Below are 19,992 nucleotides of genomic sequence, written 5' to 3' on the forward strand. Positions count from 1 at the left end.
AGGACCTATCTGGATACGGACTTCTCGAACTCGCGCAACACCTTGTTGCCGCGTGCCACGGCCGTGTCGAGGGCGGCGCCGGCGTCCTGCTTGCCCTGCAGGGCCGTCTCGAACTCTTCCTCGACGATGGCCCGGATCTCGGTCAGCCGCCCGAGGCGCAAGCCCTTGGAATTGACCGTGACCTCGCCGCGGTTGAGCTGGCGGATGGGGATGTCCGCGCCCGGATTGCGGGCATAGTAGCCCTGGGCAAGCGAGAGGCCCGCGCCGCCCAGCGTGACCGGGACATAACCCGTGCGCTGGTGCCAGGACGCATCGGTGTCCGGCCGGGCGAGGAAGGCGAGGAAGCTGGCGACGGCCTTGTATTCCGCCGCCGACCGGTCGGGCGCCGTCATGGTCCACAGGCTCGCGCCGCCGATGATCGAATTGTTCGGTGTGGCCCGCACCGCCGGGTCATAGGGCAGTTGCGCCGCCATGGGGCGGAAGCGGGCGTCGCGCACCACGGCAGCGCGGATCCCGGACGAGTTGAAGGAGATGCCCGTGTCGCCGGCCGGGTAGAGGCTGTCGCCGGCGGCGCCGCGGCCGGCATAGGTGAAGGTGCCCGCCTTCGCCATTTCCAGAAGGCGGGTGATGTGGCTGCGCATGGGCGGGGAATTGAACACCAGCTCGGCGTCGAGCCCCTCGAAGCCGTTGGCCTTGGTGGCGAAGGGCACATCATGGATGGCGCCGAAGCATTCCAGATGCACCCAGGTCGGCCACGCGGTGGTCATGCCCACCTTGGCGCCGCCCTTGGACCGCAGCGCCTCGGCCGCCGTCACCACCTGCTCCCAGGTCTCCGGCGGCCGCTCGGGATCAAGACCGGCGCGCTCGAACAGGTCCTTGTTGCACCACATGATGGGGGTCGACGAATTGAACGGCATGGAGGCCATGCGGCCATCCGGCAGGCTGTAATAGCTGCGCACCGCCGGCATGTAGATGGCCGGATCGAGCCGGACGCCGGTCTCGTCGGCGAGCTGCCAGACCTGCTTCACCGCCGCGCCGGCGGCCAGCATGGAGCCGGTGCCGACCTCGTACATCTGCACCAGATGCGGCGCCTTGCCGGCGCGAAAGGCGGCGATGGCAGCGGTCATGGTCTCGGGATAGGTGCCCTTGAACACCGGTTCCACCACCACCGCCTTCTGGGCGGCGTTGAAGGCGTCGCAGAGCCGCTTCAGTTCGTCGCCGAGGGGGCCGGCCATGGCGTGCCAGAACGTGATCTGCACGGGTGCGCCTTGCGCAAGGGCGAGGCCCGGCAGAAGCGCGAGGCCGGCAGAAGCGGCGGTTCCGGCGAGCAGTTCGCGGCGATTCATCGACACCTCCTGGACGCGGACGGGCGCAAGCGCGGCTCGGCGCGGTTCAATTGTGGAGAAAGGCGCGCGACCTTGCCAAGGGGGGATGACGCCCGCGTGACCTTCCGGCGAAGCAGCCACCCTCAGACGGCATGCTGTACCTCCGTGCAGTTCCGCCCCGAGCTTTTGGCCCTGTAGAGCGCCTCGTCGGCGATGCGGATCAGCCCGGCCATGCTGGCCCCCTGCGGGGCCCGCGCGATGCAGAGGCCGATGCTGACGGTCACCGCGTCGAGGCCCGGCGCCACCGCCGACCACGGCTCCCGCTTGAGATCGTTGTGGATGCGCTCGCAAAGCGCCTGCCCCTGCCCTCCGGAGGCATTGGGAAGCAGAAGCACGAACTCTTCCCCGCCATAGCGGGCCGCCAGCCCGGCTCCGGGTGGGAGATTGGCCTTGATGACCATCGCCACCCGCTTGAGACATTCGTCCCCGGCGAGATGCCCGAAGGTGTCGTTGACCGCCTTGAAGCGATCGATATCCACCATCGCCAGGCACAGCCCCAGCCGCTCGCGTCCCGCCCGGTGCCATTCCTCATCGAAGATGGCCTCGAAGCGGCGCCGGTTCGCAAGGCCGGTCAACGGATCGCTGCCGGCGATGAGCGCCAGCTCCTCGTGCGCCCGCTTGAGCGCCCGCTCCGCGAGCACCCGCTCGCGGGCATCGCGCAGCGAGCAGATGAAGGCGATGTCGGCTCCGTCGAGCGTCGTCTCCTGAACCGCTCCGATGGAGGCTTCCATCCACACCCAGTCGTCATGGCGGGCACGGACCCGGCACACGAAAGCGGCGCTGCGGCCAAGACCGCTTCCCTCGCCGGCGCAGAGCGCCGCCAGGAACATGGGCTGCTCATCGGGATGGAGAAAATCGATCACGTCGCGATCGAGCATCTCCGAAGGCCCCCAGCCGAGAATGCGGCTGCAGGCCGGCGACATAAAGCGGATCGTCCGGTCGCCGGAGATCGCGGCGATCACGTCGGTCGAGTTCTCCGCCAGCAGGCGATAGCGCCGCTCCCCCTCCCACGCCCGGCGTTCCGCCACCAGCAGGTCCGCCTGCTGGCGCTTGAGGAGGGAAATGTCCGAATGGGTGAAATAGCCGATGCCGTCGCTGGTGCGACGGGCGATGACACGGCGCCATTGATCGCGCGGCAGCTCGATCTCGAACGGTGATCCGGCGAAGCGCATGTTGTCGAGAAGCCCGGGCTCCAGCTGCTCGTCGGGCCGGCCGGCCGCCGCCCAGGCCCGGCGGACCACGGCGGCGAACGGCTGGCCGACCACGGTCTCGCTCGGGCGCACGCCATAGAGCCGGCGGAATTCGTCGTTGGCGGCGATGATGAGGTCGTTCTGGTCGAGCACCATGGCCCCGTCGGGAATATGGTCGAGCAGGTCGATGGAGAAGCCGCGCTGCGCGTCGCTCCGTTCGGACTCCGCCGGCTCCTGCACGAGCGCCTGCCAGATGCGGACGCGATTACCATCGGAGTCCGTCAAGGCATTCACGCGCAGGCGCCGGCCGCGATGGTCGAAGACGAAGGCGCGCGATTGCGTCCGATGCCGCAGGACCCCGTCGCGAATGTAGCGCTCGATGTTGGCCAGCTCCGAAGCGTCGAGCCGGGCGGCGTAGAAGCGCCGGAGGTTCGCCTCATAGGGCTCGCCCACATGGACGTGGCCGTCATGCTCCGGAAAAAATTTCAGGAATGTGTTGTTCCACAACAGGCAGCGGTCGTCCGCATCGAAGAGGCACAGCCCCATGTCCATGCCGTCGAGCAGGTCGGCGAAGAAATCATAATGCCGGCCGGTCACCGCAACACTCCGCTGGAGCTCATGACGGATCGAGCCGCCCCTGAGCTTCGACGCGAATCTTTTCCTCCGCGCAATCACCTTAAAGGGAAAGATCGAAATCGCCTATGGTCAGCCACGCGGGGCTCCGGCGGTGCGGAATGACAAGTCTAAGCTTGCCGAATACCCCTCATGATACCACCCGCGGGGATCGGGAAAAGGGCGCGGCCGCCGGATGGCGGGAGGTCGTCACGCCGGGATCTTCACGCTCCCCTGCGGGGAGGAGCGCCGGCGGGCCGCGCCAGTTGCCCACCATCCATCGGAGGATTGCCCGGCGTGGTCGCGCCATCGCCTAGCTGGTGGGATTCCGTTGAAAACCGGACAGGCGCCCGGCATGGGCCAGAGGCCCGCGTCATTTCACGCGATCGAGCTCCAGATGCGGCACGAACTGCCGGCCGGTGGCATCGGTGATGGGCGCCGCCCTCACCTTCAGGTGGTCCCCGTCGAGCGCCTCGATGGCGCGCAGCAGGGTCTGGCCCTGCCATTGGGGAAAGGTCGATTGCCAGACCGTAGTGGAGAAGGTGCGCGCCACTTCGTCGACGCTGTAGGCGCCGGCATAGGCCATGGCAGGCCCCACCGGCTCGGAGGGCACGCCGCCGGTCCGTGGCGTCCGGTCCCGGCCGACGATGATGGCGCTGAACTGGCCGCCGGGCGTGAAGACGACGAGGCCCTGCGCGCCGGGTCCCCAGGTGTCGCGCCGCGACCCGTCGGTGAACGCGTCGTACACGCTCACGATCTTCCACGCGCCCACGAGCCGGGCGCCGAGCGTATCCGCGGCCAGGGCCACGCCGGCGTTGCACGCAGCGAGCGCCACAACGACAGCGGGAATGAAGGTCCTCATGCGCATGGCTGTTCTCCAGTCCTTCGGGGCAATCAGGGTTTCAGGGACGCCGCATAGGCGGCAAGCGCCACCATCTCCGGCTCACTCATCTCTTCGGTGTTCGCGCGCATGGGCGCGGCCAAGGGGCCGTTCCGCAGGCCGTGCTTGAACTCGTAGAGCTGGCGCACGAGATAGGACGGCGAGCGGCCGGCGAGCGGCGGGATGTCGCCGATGCCCTTTAGTCCCTCGCCATGGCAGGCGACGCAGGCCGGGATGCGCGCGCCGCGCCCCTCATTCGCAATGCGCTCGCCCAGCGCGACGCTGCCGCGCGGGACATAGGCGGTGAAGGTCACGTGGTAATCGCGGTTGACGAAATTCTCCTCGTCGTCCGGCATCTCGATGATGCGGCCGGCGAGGGGCTCGGATGTCCCGTCCCTTTTCGGCGTGTAGTACCAGGAGGGGACAGTGCTCGCGGGAACCGTGTCGGTCTCCACCACATGGATGCGCGGCGGCAGCTTCAGCGCGGCGTAATAGGTGACGGCCTCGGCGATCTCCTGCTCGCTCAGGCTCCTGAGGGCGGCGATCATGCGGAAAACGTGGGTTCGCGCCTTGACCCCGGTGGAGCGGGCGCCACTGCGGAAGTCATCGATCTGCCGCAGCATGTAGTCGGCCGGCAGGCCCGCGAGGCTCGCATTCTCCGGCCCGCCGACGCCCTCGGGCCGGTGGCACACGCCGCAGGGCCGGGTATCGGGGTGGCGCCCCTCCGCCACCACCGCGGGCATGGGCGGATGGGCGTCGGGAAACCAGTCGCGGGCCACGAAGAGATCGCGGATCTCGGTCAGCGTATAGCCCCGGCTGCTGCCCGGCACATGGCGCACCGTGCCGTCGTCCTTCGGCGGCACAGTGTCCGGCGGCGCGATGGGATAGGCCCAGACGGGCGGCGCCTCGTCGGCCCCGGCGGCCGAGGCGAGGAGGCAGGCTGCGGCGACGATAACGCCCCGCGCCAGCCGGCACGGAAAAAACATCTGCGGCCCCGATGAGTGCGAGATCGGCAGCCACCCCCTGATGCGGCGCCGCGCAGATTATTATCGGGGCCGCGGGCGTGATGGACGGCAAAGTTTGCGTCTATTGACGGGCGGATGCGTCCGCCCGGCGCGCACGATCACGCCTGCTTCACCCATACCGTATCGGCAGGTTCCGCCGGGTCGCGTGGCTGTGCGGCCAGCTCTGCCGAGGCGCGCAGAAAGGCGATGTCGCGGAGCCGGGCGCCGACGCCGTGGCCGATGGCATCGCTGCGCCAGAGCCGGGGCAGGATCTCCACCGCCCGCCCGCCACGGCCATGCAGGCGGATGAACCCGGCCGCCTCCGCATCCTGCATCACCCCGCGCACGTGGGAGCGCGACAGGCCGAAGCGATGGGCCACGTCGCCGAAGACGAACGGGCACTCCCGGCCATCGGGGGAGGACAAGGCGGCCTCGAACAAGGCCTCCAGCACCATGAGCCCGCCGGGCCGGCTGAAGAAAAGGAGGAAATCCGTCTGCTCGCAGAGCAGGCGCGCCCCCTCGGGCAGCAAGGCGAGGGACTGGCGCCGGATGGCGGCGTGGACCGCCGGGTCCCGGTTCCGCACGCCGGCATAGCCATTCCTGGGGCACAGGGTGTCGAGGATGATGTAGTCCGTGGCCATCCACTCCCGGTCGTGGGCCAGCATCCTGTCCGTGAGGCGGAGCAGCTTCACCCGGCGATCCCGCGGGGCATGGCTGATCTCGACGAAGCCCACCGCCTGCATCCGCTCGATGAGGTGGTCCACATGGCGCGGGCTCGTCATGCCGAAGGCGGCCATCTGCTGCTTCAGCCGCCCCACCGAGAACCAGGTCTCCCGCCGGTCCCCATCGTGATTGGCGTTGAGGATCACCGAGAGGGTGAACAGAAGGTAGCGGCTGGAATCGGTCAGCAGGCGGATGAGGAACGGGTTGCGGTCGAACAAAGCGAGGAAGCTGTCGCAATAGAGCTTCCGCGCCCGCAGATAATCGGGATGATCGGCGATTTCCTCCACCGTCACCGGCACTCGCCCCAGCATTTCCATACCGCCGCCCTGCAACATGTCTCCCCCGACGCAACCGTGACGCAGCGACAACCGCAATTCGACTGCGCGGAAACGTGAGGAGGGCAGCGGCGGAATCGCGAAAACAGGCGACTATACCATTGCGAACCATCATCCGCAGCGCGGAGCGCAGGCCGATTACCTGCCGCAACGGCATCGCCGATGGCGCCGCGACGAGAGGGAGCTTGAGCGTCTCCGTGTTGCCTTCGCCTTCCCGCGCATGTACGCCCCCGCCACGCCGCGCCACATGCGTCACGCGGAGGAGGTCGCGGCCCGGCGACGACATCGGGCGGGCCGCAACAGGGGGAGAGCGGGCATGAGCGAGCGGAATCCGAAGGCCGAGGGGACCGCCAGCCGGGCCGCGGCGCTGAAGGGGATGGCCATCCGGCAGGCCCGCAGCTTCGTGGTGCTGTTCCTGTATCTGTGGGTTTTGCTCGGCCTGTTCGTGCTCAATCAGGCGCTGGTGGAGCGCGCGCACGGCGATACCGTCACCTTCCAGGGCTTCGCCTTCCTCAACGCGCTGGTGCTCGCCAAGGTGATGCTGGTGATCGAGGAGTTGGAGGTCGCCCGCTGGCTCAGGGGCCGGCCGCTCATCCTCGTCATCTTCTACGAGGCGGCGATCTGCACGCTGTTCTTTCTCGTCTTCCACGTCATCGAACGCTCGGTGATCGCCAAGTTCAGCGGCCATGCCATCACTGCCAACGAGATCGAGATCGGTGGCGGCGGGCTGGTGGGCGCGCTGATCGTGTCCGTCATCCTGTTCGTGTCGCTGCTGCCCTTCTTCGCCTTCAAGAACGTCACGCGGGCCATCGGCGCCGACCGGATGCGGCACATCCTGTTCAGCCGCCACGCCGCCGCCGACTGAGGCGGCGGGCGCCGCCTAGCTGTGCGAGCGCTCCACGCTGCTGAGGGTCGCCGCCACGTCCTGGTCGAGGTTCGCCTTCAGGAAGTGCTCGGTCTCGGGCAGGATGAGGTGGAAGTCGGTGAGGTTCTCCACCGCGATCCTCAAGGGCCCCGCCTCCACCTCCAGCACGTGGCCGCCCTGGCTGCGGTCGTCGGAGAGGAAGTGGAAGTGATAGCCTTCCACGCTGAACTCGGCGGAATAAGCCGGCGACCAGATGCCCACCAGCGTGCCGTCCACATCCTCGAAGGTGAATTCGCTCTGGGTCTTCGCCGCATCGGCCAGCAAGGTGCCGGGCTTGGGCGGGCACACGGCGCGGGCCTTCACGCGCTTGAAGCGGCCGTCGAGCCGCACGGCGTGGAAGATGTTGTTGGAGGAGCGGAAGCAGTCGCAGGCGGCACCGAGGCCGTCGAAGCTGGTGACGCCCTCCGTCTCCCCCACCTGATCAGCGGAAAAGCGCGTCACCACGGCGAAGGGCGAGCCCGCCTCCGCCGGCGCCTCATGCACCTCGCCGCCGGCCCGCGCCTGGAAGGCCTTGCCGTCCAGCACCACCATCTCGCCATCGAGCCCGGCGAAGGTGCCGAGGCCGAAGTCCCCATGCTCCAAGAGCGCGCCGACGCTGACCTCCCGGTCGTAGACCCCCGCCACCAGCGCGCCTGATGTGGAGATCTGGAACACCGTGTGCACCTCGGCCTTGAGGTGATCGGCGAGGATGGCGCGGATATGCGCGCCGAGGTCCTTGCCCGACCGGGCCGCCTCCTGTTCCAGCGCGGTCTTGAGGGAGAGCGGAAGATCGATCTCGATGCGGGGCATGGGTCCGTCTCTCCGGCCGTCTCAGAGGCAACCGCCCTCCAAGAGCAGATTCAGGAGGCCGAGGCAAACGCCGGCGCGCCGGCGGAGCGCCGCCCGCAGGGACACGCCGATCGGGCGAAGCCCCAGCTCGGGCGGGGCCATTCTTGATTCGGCGGGCGGGCGAACCCATACTGGCGGCATTGCCATCGCCAGCGGATTTTTGCCATGCCTTTGAAGGAAGAGGATATTCAGCCCGGCAAGTGCTACAAGACGAAGGGCCTCGACAATTACAAGGTCATCTCCATGACCCGGGGCATCGTCACCTACCAGACCTGGACCTCGCCTTTGCGCATCAACGTGGGCGTGAAGCAGTTCGCCGATGCGGTCTACAAGGAAGTGCCCTGTCCGAAATAGCGTAGCCGCCGGGTTCGGATGACGCATCCGTCAGGAATGTTGCATTGCGGCATCGACGCGGCACGTCGGTAGAGGTATAGCTGGGAAACGCCCTGTGAGAACGTTTCCCGTGCTGTCCGCCGTCATCGCAACGCACAATTCCGAGCGCCGGCTCGTCCCGGTGCTGTCCGCGCTCGTGCAGGGCGTGACGGCCGGCGTGCTGAGCGACGTGACGCTGGCGGATTCCGGCTCCACCGATGGCACGGCCACCATCGCCGATGCCGCCGGCTGCAATTTCTTCAAGGGCGCGCAGGATCTCGGCCTCCGGCTGAAGCAGGGCGCGGCGCAGGGCCGGGGCTCTTGGCTCCTCTTCCTCACCGACGGCTCCATGCTGGAGGAAGGCTGGCCGCGCGAGGTGCTGGCCTTCATCGAGACCGCCCAGCGGCGCGGACAGGCGGACCGGCTCGCCGCCACCTTCCGCCTCGCCGTGGATGGCTACGGCCTGCGTCCCCGCCTCGGAGAAGCCATGGCCGCCGCCCGCCTCGCCGTCATCGGCCTTCCGGCGCCGGGACAGGGCCTGCTGATCTCCCGCCGCTACTACGACAGGCTCGGCGGCCATCCCCAGGGGTCCAAGGCCGAGCGCCGCCTCGTCGCCCGCATCGGCCGCCGCCACATCCACGTGCTGCGCCCCCGCGTGCTGCTGCCCGAGACCGGCAAGGCGCCCGAGCTCATCCCGGCCTGATCTCACTCCAGGAAGCTGAAGCCCATGGTGCGGGCGTGATAGTGCAGCCCGCCATCCTGCACGATGAGGAACAGCGCGCGTTCGCTGCCGTCATTGTGGTGCGAGTGCGGGGCGCCGGGCGGCGTCACCAGCGTCGCCCATTGGCGCCACGGGCAGCGCGCGCCGTCCACCATGGAATGGCAGGTCTCGCCCTGCAGCACGAGGGTGATGGCCGCGGAATTGTGCCGGTGTGCCCGCTGGTGCTCGCCGGGCGGCAGCGTGTTCAGCGACAAGGTGAGGCTCGGCAGGATGTTGCGCGCCGCGGCCTGCGGCTCCGACGAGAAGATGAGGGCGATGCCTGAAGTCTGATTGTTCTGGGCGTGGTCGTAGATGATGTCGACCTGCCGGGCGATCTCCGCGGCCGGATAATGCACCACAGCCACGGGGCGGCGCGCCTCGTCCGGCGGCAGGTCGCCATTGAGGGCGAGCTGCGGCTCGTTGGAGACCACCCACAGCACGAGCTTTTCCGCCCCGGCGGTGATGCGCGCGGGCGAGCCCGGCAGCAGGAACACGTCGCCCGGCGCGACGGCGAGGCTCTCGCCGAGGCAGTCCACCTGCCCCCGCCCCGCGATCACGTACCAGATGGAGCCGGTGGCCCTGAGGTCGACGGTGAAGCGCGCGCCCGCCGCCACCACCGCATAGCGCGCCAGCATCAACGGCGTGGTGGCGGGGAAGGCGCAGGCCATGGCGTCCGACTGGTCGCAGGGGATGAAGCCGGTGGTCGCGCCATCCGCCAGCGCGCGCGCCGGCTCGTCGGTGAACAGGCGGCTCGGCACCGGCGGCAGCTTGATGTTGAAGGCGTTGCCGGAATTGAAGTAGCGCGCCCGCGCCTCGGCCGGGCTGTGGGGCGCGGCGGGCATCTGGGCCGGCAGATCGGCCATATCGGGTTTTTCACGCACGGCGGCTTGCTGGCTCATGATGCGGTCTCCTCGGAAACCAGCGCACCCAGCACGTCGGCCAGCACCTGCGTGCCGGCGGCGAGGTGGGCGGGCTCGGCGAATTCATGCTCGGCGTGGGACACGCCATCGCGGCAGGGAATGAAGATCATGGCACTGGGGCACACCTTGGCGAGGTGACGCGCATCGTGCCCGGCAGCCGAGAGGATGGGCATGGCGGGAATGGCGTGACGCGCGGCCGCCGCCGTGATCTTCGCCATCAGGCCGGCATCGAAGCCGTTGGGCGGCGCATCGACGAGGCGCGTCAAAGTGAGGCCGCAGGGCGCCGCCTCCGCCGCGCAGATGGCCTCGAAGCGCGCGCCGAGCAGGTCCAGCGCCACGCCATCGGGATGGCGCAGGTCCACCCGGAAGGTCACGCGGGCGGGCACCACGGAAGGGGCGTTGGGCTCCATCACCAGCCGGCCGATGGTGAACATCACCTGATCGTCGTGGCCGCCGACCTCGGGATAGAGCCGGTGGGCCATGCGGGCGAAGGCGGCAAGCGCATCGCGCCGCTCGGCCATGGCCAGCGTGCCGGCATGGCCGGGGGCGCCTTCGATGACGGCTTCCCACGTCTTCTTGCCCTGGATGCCGGTGACGACGCCCACCACCTTGCCTTGCGCCTCCAGCACCGGCCCCTGCTCGATATGCAGTTCCAGATAGCCGGCGACGGGAAAGCCGAGGGGCCGGCGCGGCAGATCGGGGAAGGCGGCGTGGAGCGCATCGAGCGCGGTCGCGACGCTGACGCCCTCCGCATCCGTCACGGCGCGGATCTCGGCGAGGCTGCGCACGCCGGCGAAGGCTTCCGAGCCCATCATGCCGGGGGCGAAGCGGGAGCCTTCCTCATTCATCCAGGCGACGACGGTGAGGTCGCGGCGGGGCGTCACACCCGCGCGCTTCAGCGTCACCACCGCTTCCAGCGCCGCCATCACACCGGCCGCACCGTCATATTTGCCGCCGGTGGGCTGGGTGTCGATGTGGCTGCCGGCGAGGATGGGGGCCAGCGCCCGGTCCGTGCCGGGCAAAGTGAGGAAGAGGCTGCCGGCAGCGTCGCACGCCGCCTCCAGTCCTTCCTCCCCGGCCCATGTCAGGATGAGCCGCCACGCTTCGATCTCACCTTCGGTGAGCGCCTGCCGGTCTACCCCTCCCCTGGGCAGCGCGCCGATCTCGGCGAGCCCCATCAGGCGGGACATGAGGCGTTCGGGGGAGATGGATGGTGTCGTCATGCCATGCCTCGTGTCCCGGCCGACTGGAGCGGAGCGCAAGGAGAGCCGGGACCCAGCGCAAGAACGTGCCGAAGGCGCGACACCCCTGCCGCCGCAGGGGTCTTGACCGCTGCGCGGACGTCTCTCCTGGGTCCCGGCTCGGCGCTCCGGCTATGCCGTCGCTGGTCCGGGAGGCGTGTGCGCGCACCGTCCATCATCCCCTCACGCGGTGCGCATGATCTGGCCGGGGATGGCGCGCGGGTCGCGCGGCAGCCATTTGCCGGCTTCCACCTGCGCGATGAACTCGGCAAGCTGGGCGTTGAATAGCGCCGGCTCCTCGAGATTCAGCGTGTGCCCGGCCTTGGGGAAAACGCTGAGACCGCAGGCGGGGATCATCTTCTTGAGATAGATGCCCGGCTGGAGGCAGTGGTCGTCCTCGTCGCCCACCATGACGAGGGTGGGCACCATCATCGTCTTCAGCCCCTCTTCCAGATCCCAGAAGGAGGGTCGGCGCGCCTGCACACCGCGCATGGTGAGCGCCGCGCCGATGTCCGAATGGGTGGCGAGGCGGTCGGCGAACTCGCGCCAGCCGCGCGGGTCCTTCACCTCGAACTGCACGCGGCTCGCGCCCAGCGCGTAGATCTTGGAGAATTCCTTCGCGCCCAGCTTCTCGAAGTTTTCCGCGACCGCGAGGGAGACGCCGCGGAAATATTCCTCATGCGCCTTCTCGCAGCCGTATCCCGCGCCGGCGACGGTGAGGGAGAGCGCGCGCTCGGGCGTGCGCAGGCCGAAATGCACGGTGCAGAAGCCGCCCATGGAGAGGCCGACGATGTGCGCCTTCTCGATGCCGAGGCCATCCAGCACCGCCACGGCGTCATCCGCCGCAATGGCCTGCGAATAGGCCTCCACATCGGTGGGGATGTCGGAGGGGGCATAGCCGCGCGCGGCGTAGGTGATGCAGCGGTGGCGGCGGGCGAAGAACCGCATCTGCGGCTCCCAGCTCATGTGATTGCCGCCGAATTCGTGGATGAAGAGGATGGGCGTGCCCTGCCCCGCCTCCTCCACATGGAGCTTCACGCCGTCCTTGGCGGGGATTTTGTGGGTCGCGGTGAGGTCTGCGTAGGTCATGGCAATGGTCCCTTGAGGGGGAATGTTCAATTCTAGCGCACCGTCATGGCCGGGCTTGTCCCGGCCATCCACGTCGTAGCGCGGGGAACACCTACCTGGCATGTGTCCCGTCGGCCCGACGTGGATGCCCGGCACGAGGCCGGGCATGACGGCGTGACAGGAAACCCGTCCTCAGAACTGCGCCGGCACGTCATTCAACGTGCGGGCCTCGGCCACCAGCGACGGCAGCAGCTCCACGAAGCGGTCGGCCCAGTCTTCCGGCACCGAGGTGGACACCTTGATGAAGCGGTCGCCGAAGCGGGCGGTGTGGTAGGTGCCCTGGCGGATCATCAGATCCTTGCGGCGGGCGGCCTCCACCAGCGCCTCGGGTCGGATGCCCGCCGCCTCGGTCTCGATGACGAGGAAGTTGCCGTGGGAGGGATAGACCGGCACGCTCAGGCCCTCGATGGCGAGGGCGGCGTCGTGGATCTTCGCCTTGTTGGCGCGGTCGATGCGGCGCACGGTCTGCATCCACTCGCCCTTCACCTTCAGCCCCGCCTCCGCCGCGCGCTGGGCGAGGACGCTCGCGCCGAGCACGGACGTGGTGCGGGCCGAGCAGGCGTCGAGCAGCTCCGGCGCGCCCACCAGCGCGCCGATGCGCATGCCGGCTAGACCCAGCCACTTGGAGAAGGAGAGCGAGACCAGCGCGCGATCCGGCGCTGCCAGCAGCGCGGGATAATGGCCATCGGCGAAATCGCGATAGGTGCAGTCGTGCACCAGCAGCGCGCCGCACTCCTTGGCGATCTCGCAGAACGCCTCGATCTCCTCGCGGGTGTAGCGGATGCCCAGCGGATTGTTCGGGTCCACCAGATAGATGATGGCGGTGCGCTCATCCACGTTGGCGCGCAGCGCCTCGGGGGTGAGCTTGTAGTTCACAGCCGGATCGTAGATCGGGATCTCGATCACCTCGGCGCCCATCTGGGTGGCGAACAGGCAGGGCCACTTCCAGGTGGGATCGGTGGTGACGAAGGTGGTGCCCGGCCGGCAGTGGGCGCGGCACACGAGGGCCAGCGCATTCACCCCGCCCTCGGTGATGAGGGCTTCGGCGCCCGGCGTGCCGAGGTCGTCCACGATGGCGGCGCGCAGCGCCTCGAAGCCCAGCGGGGGCGCGTAGGCATTGTATTCCTGCGCGCGGATGGAGGCGATCATGGCCTCTTCCACGGCGGGATGGGCGGCGATGTGGTTGGTGTTCTGGCCCATCCACATGAGGCCGGGGGTGGAGAACAGGGTATCGAAATAGCGGTTGCGCAGCCGGGCGGAGGACATGAAGGCGGTTTCCTCGAAGGGGAGGCCGGCGCGCCCTTGCGGCGGCGCCGGCGAACGGGTGCGTCAGATGACCGAGCCGCGGGCGGAGATGCCGCCGTCGATGGTCACGTTGGTGCCGGTGATGTAGCCGGCGCGCGGGGAGGCGAGGAAGGCGACGAGATCGGCCACTTCCTCGGCGGTTGCGGGGCGCTTGCCGGGATACTTGTCGAACAGCTCCTCCCAGCGCTCCTCGGCGCCGAGCATGTCGATGGCCTTGCGCTTCATGATCTTGAGCATGCGGTCGGTGGCGACGGGGCCGGGGTTCACGCCCACCACGCGTACGCCGTCATTCAGGCTCGCGCCGCCGAGCGCCTTGGTGAAGCTCATGAGCGCGGCATTGCCGGTGGAGCCGGCGATGTAGCTCGCATCCCAGTTCTCGCCGGAATTGCCGATGACGTTGACGATGACGCCATCCTTGCCGCGCATGCGGGCGTAATAGGCGCGCGAGAGGGTGATGTAGCCGAACACCTTGAGGTCGAAGCCGCGCCGCCAGGACGCATCGTCCACCACGTCCAGCGAGCCGGCCGGGATGTCGCCGGCATTGTTGACGAGGATGTCCACGTCACCCACGTCCGCCGCCAGCTTCTCCATGGCTTCCGTGGAGCCGAGGTCCACCGGATAGATCCACACCTTCACGCCGTGGGCGGCCTCGATCTCGGCCTTGGCCTCGGCGAGGGCCTCGCCGTTGCGGGCGGCGAGATGGAGATGGCAGCCTTCAGCCGCGAACACGCGGGCCGTCGCAAGGCCGATGCCCTTGGACGCGCCGGTGATGAGGGCGGTCTTGTCGGTGAGGTCGAGCTTCAAGTTTGCATCTCCGATGGGCAGGTGGCGCCGAAGGGGTCGCCAAATTGGATATACAAACTCTAGCAATATGCATACCAAGAAATTCAAAAAACGCTCAGAAGCGGGTCACCCATAGGCGGCGAGGAAGTCCAGAAGATCATCCCCCAGCAGGTTCACATGGTCCCGCATGGCGCGCTGGGCGGCCTCGTCATCGTGCACGCGAATGGCCGCGATGACCTCGCCATGTTCTTTCAATGTCTTGGGAATCCGACTCGGGCGGTGGGTCACGCGGCGGCGATAGGCGGCCACCTGATTGCGCAGACGGCGCGTCTGGTCGGCGAGGAAGCCGTTGCAGGAGGCCTCATAGACCGCCTCGTGGAACTCCTGATTCACATCATAGAAGAGATCCACGTCGCCTGACGCGCTAACCTCCTCTAAGCGCTTGTGAATTGCCTCGATACGGCCGAGCTGCGCGGGGTTGGCGCGCCGCGCCGCCAGGCGCGCGCACAGGCCTTCCAGCTCGGCCATCACCTGGAACATCTCGATCAGGATCTGCGCGGAAATGGTGCGCACGACGGCGCCCTGCCGGCCGCGCAATTCCACCAGATGGCTGGCGGCAAGCAGCCGGAAGGCCTCGCGCACGGGGGTGCGGGACACGCCGAACTGCTCGGCAAGCTCTTGTTCGTCCAGCTTCGAGCCCGGCTCCAGCCGGCCGGAGGAAATATCCGCCTCCAGGGTGCGGCGGATGCGATCAGCCAGGGTCTCGCCGGGCAGGCCGGAGCGACCATTCTGATCAAGCGGCAGGCAGGTGCTGCCTTCTTGTGCACTCATGATAGCCATTTGCATTCTCAAAATTGCAGTTCAGTATACATCAACGCAACCGCGGCATCCATCCAAGGGCCTCCGGAACGCGCAATGTCCCGTTACCTTCAGTGGTTGACGCCCGGCGTGCGGTCCATAGAGTGTCCTTGCAAGAAGTGTGGCATGTCGATTGCTAGCAGGGAAGGCATGACCACCGTTCTTTCGCATGCGCCGATGGGCGCTCATTATACAAAGAAGAAAGAGGCAGGCTTGCCGGTTTCCATCCAAGGTTCCGGCGAGGCCGCCCTCGCCGCCAAGGCGGCGGGCGCGTCCGACGCCGCGCAGATTCTCTCCCTCACCGGCGTCACCAAGACGTTCGGGGCCACCCGCGCCCTCGACGGCTTCACGGCGACCATCGACAAGGGCGAGTTCGTCACCGTGGTCGGCCCCTCCGGCTGCGGAAAGAGCACGCTCTTCAACATCGTCGCCGGCCTCGAGGAGCCGGACCCCGGCTGCGCCATGCGCTTCGAGGGCAACAGCGTGATCGCCGCCGACCTGCTCGGCCGCGTCTCCTTCATGCCCCAGCGCGACCTGCTGCTGCCGTGGCGCACGGTGATCGACAACGCCATCCTGGCGTTGGAGGTGGAAGGCGCCCCCCGCAAGGAGGCCCGCGCCCTCGCGGAAAAGATGCTGCCGGAGTTCGGCCTCACCGGCTTCGGCCAGCAGTATCCGCACCAGCTCTCCGGCGGCATGCGCCAGCGCGTGGCGCTGATGCGCACCTTCCTGTTCAAGCGCGACCTGATGCTGCTGGACGAGCCGTTCGGCGCGCTGGACGCCCTCACCCGCACCATGATGCAGCGCTGGCTGCTGGACGTGTGGCAGAAGCACCAGCGCACCATCCTGTTCATCACCCACGACGTGGACGAGGCCCTGTTCCTCGGCGACCGCGTGCTGGTGATGAGCGCCCGTCCGGGCAAGGTGAAGCTGGAGCAGAAGGTGGACCTGCCCCGCCCGCGCCCGGCGGAGATCGTCATCTCCCCCGAATTCATCCGCCTCAAGCGCACGCTTCTGGAGGCCATCGAGGAGGAAGCCATGAAGTCCTTCACCGCGGAGGGCAAGTGATGACCACTCAAGTGATGGCTGCTCTTGCTGAGAAGCCCGCGTCCATGGAGGCCTCCGAGTGGGAGGCCCGCGTCGCCCTCGCCGCGTGCTACCGCATGGTGGCGAAGCTCGGCATGGATGACCTGATCTACAATCACATCTCCATGCGGGTGCCGGGGCATGAAGAGCAGTTCCTGCTCAACCCCTACGGCCTTCTCTTCGACGAGATCACCGCATCGAGCCTGGTGAAGATCGACATCGACGGGCGCAAGATCGACAACACGCCCTACGAGATCAATCTCGCCGCCTTCGTCATCCATGCGGCGATCCACAAGACCGGCTCGGATGCCGCCTGCGTGCTGCACACCCATTCGGACGCGAGCGTCGCCGTCTCGGGGCAGGAAGAGGGCCTTCTGCCGCTCTCCCAGTTCGCCATGCGCTTTTACAACCGGCAGGCGTTCCACGATTACGAGGGCGTCGCCATCGACATGGACGAGCAGGCCCGCCTCGTGGCGGACCTCGGCACGAACAAGGTGATGCTGATGCGCAACCACGGCATCCTCACCGTGGGCCGCACGCCGGGCGAAGCCTTCATGCTGCTCTATTATTTCGAGCGCGCCGCGCGCATCCAGCTCGCCATGCAGGCGGCCTGCGCCTCCGGCGTGAAGCTGGTGATGCCGCCTCCCGAGGTGTGCGAGAAGGCCGCGCGCCAGTTCTGGGAGATGCAGGGCGACATCCTTGTCCCCGGCGAGCGCGAATGGCCGGCCCTCATGCGCCAGCTCGACCGCGCCGACCCGAGCTACCGGAGCTGAGCGGCATGGCCGGTTCCCGCCGCGCTGTCATGCCCCGGCTCGTCCGGGGCACCCCCGCCGCCCGTCGGCTGGCGGGCGCCCCGGAGCCGGCCCGGCCGTTCCGTGGCCCCCCCCGGACAAGCCGGGGGATGACGAGCGGATAGAGCCCGATGACCCTTACAAAAACACCAAGAACGCACCCTTCCAGCGGAGACCACCTGATGATCCCTCGCCGAACCTTCCTCTCCACCCTCGCGGCCGGCGCCGCGCTTCTCTCCACCGCCGTCGGCGCCCTGCCGGCCCTCGCGGCTGACCCGGTCCCCGCCACGCTGCGGCTCAAGTGGCTGCCGCAGGCGCAGTTCGCCGGCTTCTACGTCGCGGTGGCCAAGGGCTACTACAAGGCCGAAGGCATCGACCTCACCATCAATCCGGGCGGACCAAACATCCTGGCGGAAAACCTCGTCGCCACCGGTGCCGACACGTTCGGCCTCTCGGGCGGCCTCGACAGCGTGTTCGCCGCCCGCGACAAGGGCCTGCCGGTGGTGTGCGTCGGCATCTCCCACCAGCTGACGCCCTTCGTCTTCGTGGCGCGCGCGGACGGCCCCATCAAGACCCTCCAGGACTTCAAGGGCAAGAAGGTCACCACCTGGTTCACCGGCGCGAACCACGTGCTCAAGGCCATGCTGACCAAGAACGGCATCGACCCGGCGCTGGTGGACATCCAGCCCCAGCAGGTCAGCGTGACGCCGTTCGTGGACGGGCAGGTCGATGTCATCACCGCCACGCGCTACAACGAATACTACACGATCAAGACCCGCATGGGCGAAGAGAAGCTCCGCACCTTCGTGGCGGAGGATTCCGGCATCACCTTCCCGCGTGACACGCTGATCGTCTCGGAGACGACCGCCAAGGAGAAGCCGGAGCTGGTGAAGGCCTTCCTGCGCGCCTCCATCAAGGGCTGGAAGGATGCCTTCTCCGATCCCAAGGGCGCGGTGGACACCATCATGAAGGCCGCCCCCACGCTGGACCGCGCCCATCAGGAATTCCAGCTCGCCGAGGTGCAGAAGCTGATGACGGCCGGCAAGGTGAAGGAGGACGGCCTGTTCTGGATCGACATGGACGCGGTGAAGATCACCCAGCAGCTCTTCCTCGACGCCAAGGTCATTTCCAAGCCCGTCGACCTCGCCGCCACCTTCAACCGCTCCTTCCTTGAAGCCATCCCGGTGGCGGACCGCCGTCCGTGAGCGCAACAACCCTCCAGTCCCCGGCCACACGGCCGGGGACTTCCCCGCTCGTCACGGCGCTCTTCCGCGCCGTGCGCGGGCTCGCCATCCTCCTCGCCGTGCTGGCGGCGGTGGAGGGACTCGTCATCGTCCTCAATGTGAAGCCCTGGTACGTGCCGCGGCCGACCCTGGTGCTGAACGCCATCCTCGCCACCCCAGAGCCCTATGTGCAGGGCTTCCTGCGCACCCTCACCGAGACGCTGATGGGCTTCACCTCGGGTGCCATTTTCGGCGTGGGCATCGCCATCGTCTTCTTCCGCGCGCGGGTGCTGCGCGAGCTGATCTTCCCGGTGTTCGTGGTCTCGCAGACCATCCCGGTCATCGCCTTCGGCGCGCTGGTGGTGCTGTGGTTCGGCAACACGCTCATCGCCAAGGCCGCCATCTCCTTCTACCTCACCTTCTTCCCGGTGACGGTGAATGCTCTGCTGGGCCTTGAAAGCGTGGACCCGCGCCAGGAAGCGCTGATGCGCTCCTTCGGCGCCAGCCGCTTCCAGATCCTCACCCGGCTCCAGCTTCCGGCGGCGCTGCCGCAGATCTTCGTGGCGCTGCGCCTCGCCTCGGCGCTGTCGCTGGTGGGCGCCATCGTCGGCGAATGGTTCGGCGACACGGTGGGCCTCGGCGTGCTGCTGCTGCAAGGCATGTACAACGAGAACGTCACCGCCATCTGGGCCGCCATCGCCATGTGCGCGCTGCTCGGCACCGGCTTCTATGCCGTGGTGGCCGCCGCCGAGCGCGCCCTCGTATTCTGGGGGGCCGAGCAATGAGCGCGCCTCAATCCTCCCGCGCGCTCCAGCGCGGCGCCCTTGGCATGGTGCTGCTGGTCCTCGCCTGGGAAGGCGTCGCCCGCGGCTTCAACCTGCCGGCCTATACGCTGCCCTCGGTCAGCGCCATCCTCGGCAGCATCTTCGACCACCGCACGACGCTGTTCCTCGCCGGGGCCTACACCTTCGCGGAAGCCTTCTCCGGCTATGTCATCGGCGCCGTCATCGGCATCGCGCTGGCGGTGGTCATCACCCTCATCCCGATGACGCGCAACGCCATCGTGCCGGTGGCCACCTCCATCAATTCGGTGCCGGTTGTGGCGTGGTCGCCGCTGATCCTTCTATGGTTCGGCATCGGCATGCCGTCGAAGGTGGTGATGGTGGCGCTTGCCGTCTCCTTCACCGTCTTTCTCTCGGCCCTCGCCGGCCTCGACCGGGTGGATCGCCGCTCGGTGGACCTCATGCGCTCGTTCGGGGCGGGACGGCTCGCCATCCTGTTCCGCCTGCGCCTTCCCACCGCGCTGCCGCTGATCGCCGCGGGACTTCGCGTCTCCACCGTGCGCGCGGTCATCGTCGCCATCGTCACCGAGATGCTCGGCGCCTATGACGGCCTCGGCTGGGTGATCTACCAAGCGGTGCTGCAGGTGGATTTCGTGAAGGTGTGGTCGGCCATCTTCATCGCCTCGGCCGCAAGCCTCGCCTTCTTCGGCCTTGTCGGCCTCGCCGAGCGACGGCTGGTGTTCTGGAAGTAGAGCGGTCGCGGTGACCGCCTCCACTTCACCGCCCTAACCGTCATGCCCGGGCTTGTCCCGGGCATCCACGTCGTGCCGATCGCGCCACCGTCGGCGTACGGAGCGCCCGGCC

At 68.2% G+C, this 19,992-nt stretch carries 20 protein-coding genes; 8 read left to right on the forward strand and 12 right to left on the reverse strand.

From position 1 onward, the window contains the following. Positions 1-5: 5 nt before the first annotated feature. The 5 genes from ugpB to A37E_RS0104990 form a co-directional block, all read right to left on the reverse strand. Complete coding sequence (gene ugpB / locus A37E_RS0104965; RefSeq protein WP_029555598.1) at positions 6-1,346, reverse strand: sn-glycerol-3-phosphate ABC transporter substrate-binding protein UgpB; 1,341 nt, start codon at positions 1,344-1,346, stop codon at positions 6-8. A 122-nt stretch (positions 1,347-1,468) separates the two neighbouring features. Further along, positions 1,469-3,172, reverse strand: a complete 1,704-nt coding sequence (locus tag A37E_RS25820) for a diguanylate cyclase (RefSeq protein WP_051678790.1) — start codon at positions 3,170-3,172, stop codon at positions 1,469-1,471. A gap of 388 nt (positions 3,173-3,560) precedes the next feature. Then, complete coding sequence (locus tag A37E_RS0104980) at positions 3,561-4,055, reverse strand: lipocalin-like domain-containing protein (RefSeq protein WP_029555600.1); 495 nt, start codon at positions 4,053-4,055, stop codon at positions 3,561-3,563. Between the two features lie 26 nt (positions 4,056-4,081). Further along, on the reverse strand, positions 4,082-5,053 hold the full coding sequence (locus tag A37E_RS0104985) for a c-type cytochrome (protein WP_029555601.1): 972 nt from the start codon (positions 5,051-5,053) through the stop codon (positions 4,082-4,084). A gap of 137 nt (positions 5,054-5,190) precedes the next feature. Continuing rightward, positions 5,191-6,105 carry a hypothetical protein gene (locus A37E_RS0104990; protein ID WP_156026238.1) on the reverse strand — a complete coding sequence of 305 codons (915 nt, stop codon included), beginning with the start codon at positions 6,103-6,105 and terminating at the stop codon, positions 5,191-5,193. A gap of 340 nt (positions 6,106-6,445) precedes the next feature. On the opposite strand from A37E_RS0104990, the gene A37E_RS0104995 reads away from it, so the two are divergent. Beyond that, complete coding sequence (locus tag A37E_RS0104995; protein WP_051678792.1) at positions 6,446-6,994, forward strand: hypothetical protein; 549 nt, start codon at positions 6,446-6,448, stop codon at positions 6,992-6,994. A gap of 15 nt (positions 6,995-7,009) precedes the next feature. Here A37E_RS0104995 and budA read toward each other — a convergent pair whose 3' ends face one another. Next, on the reverse strand, positions 7,010-7,843 hold the full coding sequence (budA, locus tag A37E_RS0105000) for an acetolactate decarboxylase (protein ID WP_038192622.1): 834 nt from the start codon (positions 7,841-7,843) through the stop codon (positions 7,010-7,012). A 204-nt stretch (positions 7,844-8,047) separates the two neighbouring features. Here budA and A37E_RS0105010 point away from each other — a divergent pair, with 204 nt between their 5' ends. Together A37E_RS0105010 and A37E_RS0105015 are read left to right on the forward strand one after the other, a co-directional pair. Continuing rightward, positions 8,048-8,236, forward strand: coding sequence for a hypothetical protein (locus tag A37E_RS0105010; RefSeq protein WP_024280704.1), 189 nt, complete (start codon positions 8,048-8,050; stop codon positions 8,234-8,236). 94 nt (positions 8,237-8,330) lie between these two features. After that, positions 8,331-8,957, forward strand: a complete 627-nt coding sequence (locus tag A37E_RS0105015; RefSeq protein WP_245272312.1) for a glycosyltransferase — start codon at positions 8,331-8,333, stop codon at positions 8,955-8,957. Positions 8,958-8,959: 2 nt separating this feature from the next. On the opposite strand, the gene A37E_RS0105020 is transcribed toward A37E_RS0105015, so the two are convergent. The 6 genes from A37E_RS0105020 to A37E_RS0105045 all read right to left on the reverse strand — a co-directional run bounded on the left by A37E_RS0105020 (position 8,960) and on the right by A37E_RS0105045 (position 15,222). After that, on the reverse strand, positions 8,960-9,913 hold the full coding sequence (locus tag A37E_RS0105020; protein WP_038192632.1) for a cupin domain-containing protein: 954 nt from the start codon (positions 9,911-9,913) through the stop codon (positions 8,960-8,962). After that, positions 9,910-11,157, reverse strand: a complete 1,248-nt coding sequence (locus A37E_RS0105025; protein WP_029555606.1) for a Zn-dependent hydrolase — start codon at positions 11,155-11,157, stop codon at positions 9,910-9,912. Before A37E_RS0105025 ends, A37E_RS0105020 begins: the two co-directional genes overlap by 4 nt. 201 nt (positions 11,158-11,358) lie before the next feature. Continuing rightward, on the reverse strand, positions 11,359-12,264 hold the full coding sequence (locus A37E_RS0105030; protein ID WP_051678793.1) for an alpha/beta hydrolase: 906 nt from the start codon (positions 12,262-12,264) through the stop codon (positions 11,359-11,361). Positions 12,265-12,435: 171 nt separating this feature from the next. Then, the gene (locus A37E_RS0105035; RefSeq protein WP_029555608.1) at positions 12,436-13,569 is read right to left on the reverse strand and encodes a pyridoxal phosphate-dependent aminotransferase; all 1,134 of its coding nucleotides are present in this window, start codon (positions 13,567-13,569) and stop codon (positions 12,436-12,438) included. Positions 13,570-13,632: 63 nt separating this feature from the next. Beyond that, positions 13,633-14,412, reverse strand: a complete 780-nt coding sequence (locus A37E_RS0105040) for an SDR family oxidoreductase (RefSeq protein WP_024280710.1) — start codon at positions 14,410-14,412, stop codon at positions 13,633-13,635. Positions 14,413-14,517: 105 nt separating this feature from the next. Continuing rightward, positions 14,518-15,222 (reverse strand): GntR family transcriptional regulator, encoded by a 705-nt coding sequence (locus A37E_RS0105045; protein WP_081837786.1) that lies wholly within the window; start codon positions 15,220-15,222, stop codon positions 14,518-14,520. 240 nt (positions 15,223-15,462) lie between these two features. Here A37E_RS0105045 and A37E_RS0105050 point away from each other — a divergent pair, with 240 nt between their 5' ends. From A37E_RS0105050 to A37E_RS0105070, 5 genes are all read left to right on the forward strand, one after another. Next, positions 15,463-16,314, forward strand: a complete 852-nt coding sequence (locus tag A37E_RS0105050; RefSeq protein ID WP_245279273.1) for an ABC transporter ATP-binding protein — start codon at positions 15,463-15,465, stop codon at positions 16,312-16,314. Continuing rightward, a complete protein-coding gene (locus tag A37E_RS0105055) occupies positions 16,314-17,105 on the forward strand; it encodes a class II aldolase/adducin family protein (protein WP_156026240.1) in 792 nt (263 codons plus the stop codon). Before A37E_RS0105050 ends, A37E_RS0105055 begins: the two co-directional genes overlap by 1 nt. A 200-nt stretch (positions 17,106-17,305) precedes the next feature. Beyond that, the gene (locus tag A37E_RS0105060; protein WP_029555612.1) at positions 17,306-18,328 is read left to right on the forward strand and encodes an ABC transporter substrate-binding protein; all 1,023 of its coding nucleotides are present in this window, start codon (positions 17,306-17,308) and stop codon (positions 18,326-18,328) included. Beyond that, on the forward strand, positions 18,325-19,131 hold the full coding sequence (locus A37E_RS0105065) for an ABC transporter permease (protein ID WP_051678794.1): 807 nt from the start codon (positions 18,325-18,327) through the stop codon (positions 19,129-19,131). The genes A37E_RS0105060 and A37E_RS0105065 overlap by 4 nt, the downstream gene beginning before the upstream one ends. Further along, positions 19,128-19,880, forward strand: a complete 753-nt coding sequence (locus A37E_RS0105070) for an ABC transporter permease (RefSeq protein ID WP_029555614.1) — start codon at positions 19,128-19,130, stop codon at positions 19,878-19,880. The genes A37E_RS0105065 and A37E_RS0105070 overlap by 4 nt, the downstream gene beginning before the upstream one ends. The last annotated feature ends 112 nt before the right edge of the window (positions 19,881-19,992 follow it).

Source organism: Xanthobacter sp. 91, from assembly GCF_000702385.1.
GTDB classification, from domain to species: Bacteria; Pseudomonadota; Alphaproteobacteria; order Rhizobiales; family Xanthobacteraceae; genus Xanthobacter; species Xanthobacter aminoxidans.

Excerpts from the sequence above, each read along its gene's own strand:
- A37E_RS0105045 (WP_081837786.1), bottom strand. The coding sequence starts at position 15,222 with ATGAGTGCACAAGAAGGCAGCACCTGCCTGCCGCTTGATCAGAATGGT.
- A37E_RS0105055 (WP_156026240.1), top strand. The coding sequence starts at position 16,314 with ATGACCACTCAAGTGATGGCTGCTCTTGCTGAGAAGCCCGCGTCCATG.
- A37E_RS0105010 (WP_024280704.1), top strand. The coding sequence starts at position 8,048 with ATGCCTTTGAAGGAAGAGGATATTCAGCCCGGCAAGTGCTACAAGACG.
- ugpB (WP_029555598.1), bottom strand. The coding sequence starts at position 1,346 with ATGAATCGCCGCGAACTGCTCGCCGGAACCGCCGCTTCTGCCGGCCTC.
- A37E_RS0105020 (WP_038192632.1), bottom strand. The coding sequence starts at position 9,913 with ATGAGCCAGCAAGCCGCCGTGCGTGAAAAACCCGATATGGCCGATCTG.
- A37E_RS0105070 (WP_029555614.1), top strand. The coding sequence starts at position 19,128 with ATGAGCGCGCCTCAATCCTCCCGCGCGCTCCAGCGCGGCGCCCTTGGC.
- A37E_RS0105030 (WP_051678793.1), bottom strand. The coding sequence starts at position 12,264 with ATGACCTACGCAGACCTCACCGCGACCCACAAAATCCCCGCCAAGGAC.
- A37E_RS0105025 (WP_029555606.1), bottom strand. The coding sequence starts at position 11,157 with ATGACGACACCATCCATCTCCCCCGAACGCCTCATGTCCCGCCTGATG.
- A37E_RS0105035 (WP_029555608.1), bottom strand. The coding sequence starts at position 13,569 with ATGTCCTCCGCCCGGCTGCGCAACCGCTATTTCGATACCCTGTTCTCC.
- A37E_RS0104985 (WP_029555601.1), bottom strand. The coding sequence starts at position 5,053 with ATGTTTTTTCCGTGCCGGCTGGCGCGGGGCGTTATCGTCGCCGCAGCC.
- A37E_RS0104990 (WP_156026238.1), bottom strand. The coding sequence starts at position 6,105 with ATGCTGGGGCGAGTGCCGGTGACGGTGGAGGAAATCGCCGATCATCCC.
- A37E_RS0104995 (WP_051678792.1), top strand. The coding sequence starts at position 6,446 with ATGAGCGAGCGGAATCCGAAGGCCGAGGGGACCGCCAGCCGGGCCGCG.
- A37E_RS0105060 (WP_029555612.1), top strand. The coding sequence starts at position 17,306 with ATGATCCCTCGCCGAACCTTCCTCTCCACCCTCGCGGCCGGCGCCGCG.
- budA (WP_038192622.1), bottom strand. The coding sequence starts at position 7,843 with ATGCCCCGCATCGAGATCGATCTTCCGCTCTCCCTCAAGACCGCGCTG.
- A37E_RS0104980 (WP_029555600.1), bottom strand. The coding sequence starts at position 4,055 with ATGCGCATGAGGACCTTCATTCCCGCTGTCGTTGTGGCGCTCGCTGCG.